The organism is Bacteroidota bacterium, from assembly GCA_018831055.1.
Taxonomy (GTDB): domain Bacteria; phylum Bacteroidota; class Bacteroidia; order Bacteroidales; family B18-G4; genus M55B132.
This window is the reverse complement of the sequence record JAHJRE010000067.1, coordinates 1-9,834: the sequence shown is the minus strand read 5'-3', so window position 1 is coordinate 9,834 and position 9,834 is coordinate 1. Positions and strand designations below refer to the sequence as shown.

8 protein-coding genes are annotated in these 9,834 nt (G+C 45.3%); 5 read left to right on the top strand and 3 right to left on the bottom strand.

Annotated features, from left to right (window positions below; genetic code table 11):
• Nucleotides 1-1,609 (bottom strand): glycoside hydrolase (locus KKA81_03970; GenBank protein MBU2650070.1); only part of this gene is annotated, 1,609 nt, incomplete at its 3' end.
• Nucleotides 1,610-1,798: 189 nt separating this feature from the next.
• Here KKA81_03970 and KKA81_03965 point away from each other — a divergent pair.
• Entirely contained in the window at nt 1,799-3,223 is a 1,425-nt protein-coding gene (locus KKA81_03965) for an LptF/LptG family permease (protein ID MBU2650069.1), read from the top strand.
• 5 nt (nt 3,224-3,228) lie between these two features.
• Here the strand turns inward: KKA81_03965 and KKA81_03960 are convergent, their stop codons facing one another.
• Together KKA81_03960 and KKA81_03955 are read right to left on the bottom strand one after the other, a co-directional pair.
• Nucleotides 3,229-4,392: a glycosyltransferase gene (locus tag KKA81_03960; GenBank protein MBU2650068.1), complete on the bottom strand. Its 1,164-nt coding sequence runs from the start codon at nt 4,390-4,392 to the stop codon at nt 3,229-3,231.
• A complete protein-coding gene (locus tag KKA81_03955; GenBank protein ID MBU2650067.1) occupies nt 4,392-5,588 on the bottom strand; it encodes a glycosyltransferase family 4 protein in 1,197 nt (398 codons plus the stop codon). The genes KKA81_03960 and KKA81_03955 overlap by 1 nt, the downstream gene beginning before the upstream one ends.
• 93 nt (nt 5,589-5,681) lie before the next feature.
• Between KKA81_03955 and KKA81_03950 the strand changes: the two genes are divergently transcribed.
• The 4 genes from KKA81_03950 to KKA81_03935 all read left to right on the top strand — a co-directional run bounded on the left by KKA81_03950 (nt 5,682) and on the right by KKA81_03935 (nt 9,736).
• Nucleotides 5,682-6,155 (top strand): WbuC family cupin fold metalloprotein, encoded by a 474-nt coding sequence (locus tag KKA81_03950; protein MBU2650066.1) that lies wholly within the window; start codon nt 5,682-5,684, stop codon nt 6,153-6,155.
• A 35-nt stretch (nt 6,156-6,190) separates the two neighbouring features.
• The gene (hisS, locus tag KKA81_03945) at nt 6,191-7,555 is read left to right on the top strand and encodes a histidine--tRNA ligase (protein MBU2650065.1); all 1,365 of its coding nucleotides are present in this window, start codon (nt 6,191-6,193) and stop codon (nt 7,553-7,555) included.
• Between the two features lie 191 nt (nt 7,556-7,746).
• Complete coding sequence (locus tag KKA81_03940) at nt 7,747-9,270, top strand: aromatic amino acid ammonia-lyase (protein MBU2650064.1); 1,524 nt, start codon at nt 7,747-7,749, stop codon at nt 9,268-9,270.
• 34 nt (nt 9,271-9,304) lie between these two features.
• Nucleotides 9,305-9,736 carry a hypothetical protein gene (locus tag KKA81_03935; GenBank protein MBU2650063.1) on the top strand — a complete coding sequence of 144 codons (432 nt, stop codon included), beginning with the start codon at nt 9,305-9,307 and terminating at the stop codon, nt 9,734-9,736.
• The last annotated feature ends 98 nt before the right edge of the window (nt 9,737-9,834 follow it).

Sequence of the window (9,834 nt, the reverse complement as noted above, 5' to 3'; positions counted from 1 at the left end):
TACCTTCGTTGATAACAGCAGGTTCTGCAACTCCGGTGAGCAATTCGGTTTTTGCAAGGGAGGCATAGATGAACCTGTTATCCTGGTAGCCATGGTCATCGTCGAGTGCGAGGCCAGGGGTTACGTCAGCCATGTACATGTAATGAATGTTATCATCGGAAGTGCTGGCGAGGTGCGGATAGATACATTCGTCGAAAATGTGAACGATATCCTTTGAAAGATCGAGGAAAGGACCCCATTCGCCATTGTCATATGCTCTGGCCCAGATGTGTTTGTAATTGTAAACATCGTTTTCATAGGTTTCGGTAGTGGATGCAAACAATACAAACCTTCTGCCCTGGTCATCAATAGTGATGGTAGGCATGGTTGAGGGGCCGAGTTCGCGGTAGTAAAGGATGTCGGTATTCAGCGTGATCTCACCGTCACCGTTTACATCCTGCATGTATCCGATATAGTTGTAATCTTCAACCATTTCTGAGTTGGCATAGCCGTATTGTGGTCCGGCCAGTGCAGCCAGGTCATTGCTGAAGGGAGGCATATCTTCATTCCAGTATGCTACACCGTCAACATAGGGGAAAAGGTTGTAGGTAGTACCGACTTCGAGGTGCATAACCCTGTTCAGACCGAATACAACATGGAATTTACCGGTGTTGTCGATAGTACCGAATGCAGAGTTATCGTTAGAGAAGAAGGTATCAGCAATAGTTGTATTCCAGTCGAAGAACGGATAAGGATGTTCCCAGATAATGTGTTTATCCCAGGTATCGCCATTATCGTCAGAACGCATGTAGAACATGTCATTCCATGCACCACCAACGAGGATGATAATAGTATTGCCGTGAGTGCTGAGGGCATAATCATCAGCTCCGATTTCGAAATAATAATCGGAACCCATACCATCAAGGATCACATTATGCGGATCCCAGGTTGCACCACCATCGCTTGAACGCGAATACAGAAGGGCGGTTGCCTGTCCTTCATATTCAACATAAGTATTGGCTACAAGGTGGATCACCTCATTGTTTTCACCGGTTGTTGCCAGTCTGGGCCAGGTAAGGTCATCGGTGATGCCGTCTGGTCCGAGGAAATTAACCTGTGTCCAAGCGCCGGTTCCTTTGGCCGGGCGGGAGATCAGCTCAAGACTGGTTACACCATTGTGGGCAGCGCCAAACTCACCGTCACCCCAGGGAGCGATATTCGGCCAGCCGCATTTCAAGCTTTCAATACGTGCAGTAGGCATGGGGCCCCACTGTGTGCCATCATAATAATTATAACCTGTACCCCTGTCAGGGAATGAGGTGGCCTGTAATCCGAACATCCAAACGCCTGCCATGGTTCCGTCTTCCCATCTGTGGAAACGGTTGCTGTACAGTGTGTTGGTCCAAAGATCGTACTGGGAGTTTCCAATCTGGACTTCATTGGGTGATAAAGCTTTGATGTTGGTTGCGCTGTTGACCGGGAGGGTCAGGTTGGTCTGCTCAGAAATGGGGGCTTTGTATTCAGTTTTCACAGCTTTGTTCAGCAGATCCTTGGAAACGGAAGTTGCCTTCTGTGAATATCCCGCCAGCCCGATGCATAAAACCAAGCTTAACAGTAAGAATTTTTTCATGGTTGAAATGATTTTAGTTAAACAATCTTTTTGGGTGAATTGCAAATATATAAAAATTCTTAAGTAGCATTAAAGAATTCTTTTGATTTTTATATACTGTGATTAAGACAAGCAGCGTATTACAAGAGTTGCACGCAGGGAATTTCTTTCCCTGCAATTTGATTATATTTGCGCCGTTAGATATTGGCAATGAAAAGAATTCACCTCCTGGTCTTAAATTCATATCTGGGTCCTCTGATCATGACCTTCTTCATTTCCCTTTTTATCCTGCTTATGCAGTTTCTGTGGAAGTACATCGATGAACTGGTTGGCAAAGGTCTTGAATGGTATGTGATTACAGAGCTGCTCTTTTACGCTTCCTCAACCTTTGTTCCCCTTGCACTTCCTCTGGCTATCCTGCTTTCTTCTCTAATGACCTTCGGAAATCTTGGTGAACATTATGAACTGGTTGCCATGAAATCGTCGGGTATTAGTCTTTGGAGTATCATGCGTCCGCTGATCGTCCTTTCTGTTTTTATCAGTGTATTTGCCTTTTATTTTTCAAACAATGTATTGCCCGTTGCCAATTTAAAATTCAAATCACTGCTGTATGATGTAAGAAAGCAAAAACTTGCTTTTGACATCCAGGAAGGTGTTTTTTATAATGGTATAGAAAATTTTGTGATGCGTGTCGGCAAAAAAGACAAAGATGATAAAACCATCCGGAACGTGTTAATATACAACCATACAGACAATAAGGGAAACACCGATCTGACCGTTGCAAAATCGGGAATCATGGAAACCACCCCTGACGGACGATATCTTATCCTTACCTTATATAATGGTTACAATTACCGGGAAAATATCGACCAGAAGGATTATCGCAGCAGCAAATCCTTTCAGCGGACAAATTTCGAGGAACAGATCAGAAGGTTCGATTTATCTGCTTTTGAGCTGAGAAGAACCGATGAAGACCTGTTCAAGAGGAATTATCATATGCTCAACATATCCCAGCTTAACGAATCTATTGACTCCCTGAATCAATTATATAACACCAGGCTGGAGATCTTTGCCAGGGATTATTCCCGGTTCTATTTTTATAACCTACTCGATACCATTAATAATAATAAATACGACACCATGAATATCCCTTCCCTCGAAGTTCTTGATATCCTTGAGCCGGATGAGCGGAAGGAAGTTGCAGAATTGGCTCTCAGCCAGGTAAGGAATATGAAGAGACAGTTAAATTTCACCCAGGAAGACCTTGCCGGCAGGATGGAGTGGATTAAAAAGCATATGATCGCCTGGCACAAGAAATTCACGCTCTCTTTTGCATGTTTTGTGTTGTTTTTCATCGGAGCACCCCTGGGGGCCATTATCCGCAAAGGTGGGTTTGGTTTGCCTGTAGTATTTTCTGTAATATTCTTCGTGATCTTCCATATAATATCCATCACAGGTGAAAAATCTGCCGCAGCCGGAGCACTCACCATACCCGGAGGCATGTGGATGGCGTCCTTTGTACTTCTTCCTCTGGGAATATTTCTAACTTACAAGGCAACAACCGATTCACCGCTGTTGGATACGGAATCCTGGAGTAAGAGGTTTAAAAAATTATTCAGGAAAATACATATCTAAGAAGGCTACTGGTTCCTTTTGGTTCTGTCCCACACCCCCGACCTCACCGGTTTCATCACTCGGAAAAAACCAAGCATCAATGCCAGGTTCATGGCGTAAAAATGGGTGATCAGTCGAAGGAAGCGATTATGTATTCCTGCCTTTTTGAGAAAATAATCCAGGAAGGGAATGGCAAGCAATCCAAGTTGCAGGCAGAAGATTATCAGGTAGAATATGCTTCCTGTTGCAAGAAACAAACTTGAAAGCAAAGCCAGAATGATCAACCAGGGGCCAAACCAGCGAATTACTTTATGAGATAGAAAACAAAACCCAACATTCTTCCTGAACAGCAAACCATAAAAAGTAATCAGGTTTTGGAAATTCCCGGTTGCTATCCGGGTCTTTCTTCGGATTTCAACACCAAGGTCACTGGAAACGTCTTCAAAAACGGTGGCATCCAGATCATTGATAGCCATTTTCCCTTGTTCGAAGACTTTCATATTGATATAAAAATCATCGACGAGGTAATTCGGGGGAACCGGTGAATAATCCATCCTGCGGATGGCATAACAACCACCGAAAGGCCCCATCATGGAACCCCACAGCCTTCCTTCCATATTTTTTATCCAGACTTCCCTCGAAATATAGGAACTTTCCTGGATGGAAATCCCCTCCTTTTTCTGTCCCCGGTTGATCATATTGGAATCAACCAGTCCGATCCGGGGATTCCTGAAATGTTTCACCAGGTTAAAAACTGTACCCGGAGAAAACATCACATTGGCATCGGAGAGAATCAGTATACTCCCTTTCGACTCATTTACCAGGTCATTAACTACATTTTGTTTACCTCGTCTTTGTTTATATGGGAAAAATCTGAGTGAAGGAAATTCATTGGCCAGATTACTGATAATACTGTCGGTATTATCGCCCGAACAATCAGATCCAATAAGCATTTCCAATCTATCCTGCGGATAGGAAGAAGCAAAAACCGACCTTATCTTTTCGTCGATCACCTCTTCTTCATTAAATGCAGAAATTATAATTGAAACCATGGGGAGGTCATCTTGCGGGTCGTAAACGTCCTGATTTCCCTTTTTCCCTGACGACAGAATTTTCAGCAACAGAGGATAAAAAAGATATGAATGAAATATCAGTAAGACAGATACCCAGAATATAATTTGCAGACCCATCACAGGTGTTTCTTATAGAAGTCAATCAGTGAGCTGACAATCACCAGATTATCGTATATATTTCTAACAAATTCCACGGCATTAATACCGATCTGTTCAAATTTATCAAAATTCCGGATGAGTTCGCGGATTTCACCTGTAAAATTTTCCGGAGTATCAGCTACCAGGAGGTCGTGACCATGCCGGGTGCTGATCCCTTCCGTTCCGATGGAAGTGGTAACGATAGTCTTACCCAGGGCCATTCCTTCGATGATCTTGATGCGCATGCCACTACCCGATAACAGGGGAACCACCATGACAGCTTTGCTTTTCATAAAGGCATAGGCATCTTCCACTTCTCCCAGGAAAACCATACCCGGGACGTTAAGGGAAGATATTTTGGGAGGGGCATTCCTTCCTGCAACAAAGAATTTAAGTTCAGGAAATTCGTGATGCAATGCAGGCCATACCTTTTCCAGGAACCAATGAAGGCCCTCCTGGTTGGGTGTCCAATCCAGGGCACCGATATGGAAAAGGGATGGATATTCAATTTCAGCTCTTTTGGGATCCAGGTCGCCGGTAAAAATTCCTGTAGGGGTATTATGCATGGGCAAAAGACACCCCAGGGTTCTGAGTACTTCCCCGTCGCGTTCGGTAATGGGTACCATCACATCATAGCTGTTCAGGAAACCGGTTTCCATTTTTTTGATCCTTTTCGCCAGGATTTTCAGATACCATTGTTTGGGGAATCTGCTGTGAGCAACAGTCCTTTGCCAGATCTCATGCTCGATATTATGTGAACGCATGGAAACCAAGCCTTTGCTTAACGATCTTATCAGAGGCACATAGGGCGCAAGATAAAGTCCTTCAAGCTGGATAATGTCAAAAGGTTCTTCAACAAGTAATTTTTGAAGTGCTATATTAAAATCTTCATTAATAAATCTTTCAGCATTATAGGGCCAGGGTGAAAACAGGAGATTTCTCAGGGCAGAGTAAGGGGAAATGGATGTGTCGATATTCACGGCGATGAACTTCATCTTTGAGGCAATATCCACCGGTATATCCTGAATGTTAAAAAAATGTTTGGAAGTATTCATTGCCAGGACAGTGACATCATGTCCCAGTTCCGAAAATGACCTGGCCATGGAAAACGTAGCAATAGAGCCTCCATCGCGCGGGGGATAAGGGAGTTTATTGCATATCAGCAGTATTCTCATGGTTATTGTCGTGAGGTCGGCAAATATAAAGGGAAATTATCAAAAAACCATTATTTTTAGGCTCTGGGAGAAAAGAAGAAGAAAACTGTCCTTATGATCAAGATAAACCATCAATTGCTTGAGGCCCTTACAGAAAGGGCTATGCAGTCCGACAGGAAGAGGATGAATTACAATTTTCATTCCGGGCCGCCCGATCCCATGCAGAGAATGCTAAACGCCATTGAGCCCGGATCCTATATCCGGCCGCATAAGCATGAGAAACCGGATAAACGCGAGGTCTTTTTTGTACTTCGCGGCAGGATACTCATCCTGGAATTTGATGATCACGGCCATATCACCGATCACATTCTACTGGATCCCTCAGCAGGGAATTACGCAGCCGAAGTGCCTGAGCGCACCTGGCATTCAATGATAGCCCTTGAACCGGGATCTGTTGCCTATGAAGTAAAAGATGGTCCATGGGATCCTGCAGATGACAAGGTATTTGCATCCTGGGCACCTCCGGAAGAGAGCGAGGAGGTCAAACCATATATGGATAAAATCCTGGAAAAACTTAAGCTGATCTGAGAGAATCCTTACCTTTGCGCATAAAACCGATCAATATGCAGAAACCTTCCATACCAAAGGGAACCCGGGATTTTACACCACAGGAGATGGTCAGGAGAAACTATATTTTCGATACCATTCGGGATGTTTTCCAACTGTTCGGTTACCTGCCCATCGAAACACCGGCCATGGAAAACCTGTCTTCGCTTATGGGGAAATACGGAGAGGAAGGAGATAAGCTTCTGTTTCGCATACTGAACTCAGGTGATTTTCTCTCGGGGCTTGAACCTAAGGATATCGAACAATCGAACTTAATAAGGATTGCTGCTGCCATCTCGGAGAAAGGTCTGCGTTATGATCTCACGGTTCCTTTTGCGCGTTTTGTCGTCCAGCACAGGAACGAGATCGCCTTTCCTTTCAAACGTTACCAGATACAGCCTGTTTGGAGAGCCGACAAGCCGCAGCGTGGAAGGTACAGGGAATTTTACCAATGTGATGTAGACGTGATCGGGAGCACTTCCCTGCTGAATGAGGTTGAACTCATCCTCATCATCGATGAGGTTTTTCACCGCCTGGGACTGGATGTGCTGGTAAGGCTCAACAACAGGAAGATTCTCACCGGCATTGCAGAATATGTGGGACAGGCAGATAAAATGATGACCATCACGATCGCGCTTGATAAACTTGATAAGATCGGCGTGGAAGGGGTAAATGAAGAGATGCGTTCAAGGGGAATACCCGGGGAAGCCATAGAAAAACTCCAGCCGGTTCTGCGTCTTGAAGGCAAGCTCAAAGAGAGGTTTCCCAGACTGCAGGAATTGCTTCAGGACTCCCCCACCGGCATGCAGGGCATTGAAGAAGCTATGTATGTGTTGCGCTATCTGAAGGATCTGGAATTACGTGCAAAGTTCGACCTAGACCTGACCCTGGCCAGAGGGCTCGATTATTATACAGGAAGCATCATCGAGGTGACATCGCGGGAAGTTGCTATGGGCAGCATCTGCGGCGGCGGCCGATACGACGACCTGACCGGTATTTTCGGGCTTCCCGGCGTATCCGGAGTCGGTGTTTCGTTTGGGGCCGACCGTATTTATGACGTGTTGAACGAATTGAACCGCTTTCCTGGAGACCAACAGGCAACAACACAAATAATGTTTGTAAACTTTGGGCCCGCGGAAGAAAAGTACTGTATGGGCATCCTTAAGGAAATAAGAAAGTCAGGCATCAACGCTGAAATATACCCCGAAGCGGCTAAAATGAAAAAGCAGATGGCTTATGCCGACCAGAAAAATATCCCTTATGTGATTCTTGTGGGAGAAACGGAAATGAAAAGCGGAAAGGTATCTCTGAAAAACATGGTGGAAGGCAGCCAACAAGAGATAAGCATAAAAGAACTTTTATCATCATTTGTTAAAAAATAAACAATAAGCCTAACTTTTTATATTTTTACAGCCAAATTGCCTGAAAGCATGAATAGCTGGATTCTACGTTTTAAGATCAAAATCAACCGCACCGCACTTTTTTAATCATCCCCCTCGGCTACGCTCCCCTCGACTACGCTCGGGGCAGGCCATTATTCATTATTCATTATTCACTGTAAATTTAAATAATCATGACATTAGTAATAAAAGGTGCGGGATTGACCATAGAGGATGTTGTCAATGTTGCCCGTCATAACGAAAAAGTAGAATTACATCCGGATGCATTGGACAGGATCATCAAATGCCGCGCCATGCTGGAAAAGAAGATCCAGGCGCGGGAGATCATGTACGGTGTAAACACCGGTATTGGTGAATTTTCGGAGGTTGTCCTCAACGACGACCAGGTAAAGGATTTCCAGAAATACCTTATATATAATCATGCAGCCGGTATTGGCGATCCCATGCCCATTGAGTGGGTAAGGGGGGCCATGCTTGGAAGGATTAATGTACATGCGCACGGGAATTCAGGATGCCGTCCTGAGATCACCCAAACGTTGATTGACATGCTGAACAAGGGTGTGACCCCCTGGGTATGCACCAAAGGATCAGTCGGTGCATGCGGGGACCTTGCTCCCATGTCGCAGATAGCGCTCCTGATGATGGGAGAAGGCAAGGCCTATTTTGAAGGGAAGCTTTACGATGGCAAGGAAGCTCTTGACCGTGCGGGTATTCCGGTTCCAGGACTTCAAGCCAGGGATGGTCTTGCCACCATCAACGGCTCCAATGTTCTTACGGCTATGAGTGCCATATTCCTGTATGATACCAACCGCTGGATGAAGCAGGCCGAAATTGCCGCTGCCATGTCGCTCGAAGCTCTGATGGCCAACATGAAGCCATACACTCCCAAACTGCATGAAGTAAGGGGGTTTCACGGAGCCATCCGGAGCGCCAAAGCCATTTGCAAGCTGGTAGAAGGAGGCGATCTGAAAGAAGGAAGGTTAAAATGCAAGGTTCAGGATGCTTACAGTATGCGCTCCACACCCCAGGTGATTGGATCTGCACACGATGCACTGGCGTATGCAAGGTCACAGGTGGAAATTGAGCTCAACGGTGTTGGTGACAATCCGATCTTCTTCCCGGATGAAAACCTTCAGTTATCCGGTGCCAACTTCCAGGGCTCTCCCGTTTCGCTGCCCATGGATATGGCAGGAACAGCCGTTACGATGGTCAGCGTTATGTCGGAAAGGCGCATGAACCGCTTGAACCATCCGGCCCTCAGCGTAGGTCTGCCGGCATTCCTCACCAAAGGAGCAGGAATGTTCTCAGGTCTTATGCTCAGCCAGTACACTGCTGATATGATGATCGTGGAACAAAGGATATTGTCGATGCCGGCCTCCATCCAATCCATTCCGGCCGCTGCCGACCAGGAAGACTTTGTGTCCATGGGGATGAATACTGCCCTTAAAAATTTCCAGATACTTGACAATGCCTATGGCATTCTGGGAATCGAATTCATGGCTGCTGCCCAGGCCCTGGATTTCCGGGAATATCAGTTCGGAAAGGGAGTAAGCAAAGCCAAGGAAGTTGTCAGGAAATACGTAGCATTCCTGGATATTGACCGGCCTTTGTACGATGATCACAATGCCATGAAAAGCCTTGTCAAATCAGGAGAGATCCTGGAAGAGGTAGAAAAACTCGTAGGAAGTCTGGAATAAGAAAGCTCAGGCTTTCCTGCCAAGATAAATCTTCATGGAAATACAACCCAATGAAAATGCGCCCCGGGAAAATAAAAGACCTGTTCTTTTAACCGTCCTGTGCGTCTTAACCTTCATAGGCAGCGGACTGGGCGCATTTTCAAATCTATTGATAACTACTTCCTATGAAGAGACCATGGCCCTTTTGGAAGAAACCGAACATAACTTTCCCCTGATCGATATGTTCATGAAGGCGGGATACGGATTTTTCCTCACCGGTACTATACTTTACAGCACATCCCTGCTTGGGGCTTTACAAATGTGGAAACTCAGGAAAATTGGATTTCATTTCTATTTTGTATCCCAGATTCTGATCATTATTCTTCCCCTGGTTTACATTGAGGGATATCCGGCACCATATCTTGATGTTGCTATTACAGCATTATTTGTCTGGCTTTATTATCGGCATCTGCCATTAATGCGCTAATTTTACAGGATGGAAGAACCGAAACGGAAACATAGAAGTACGCTGTACATCCTGTTCTGCCTGGCATCTGCCACATATAACGGATTAATGGCCCTTAT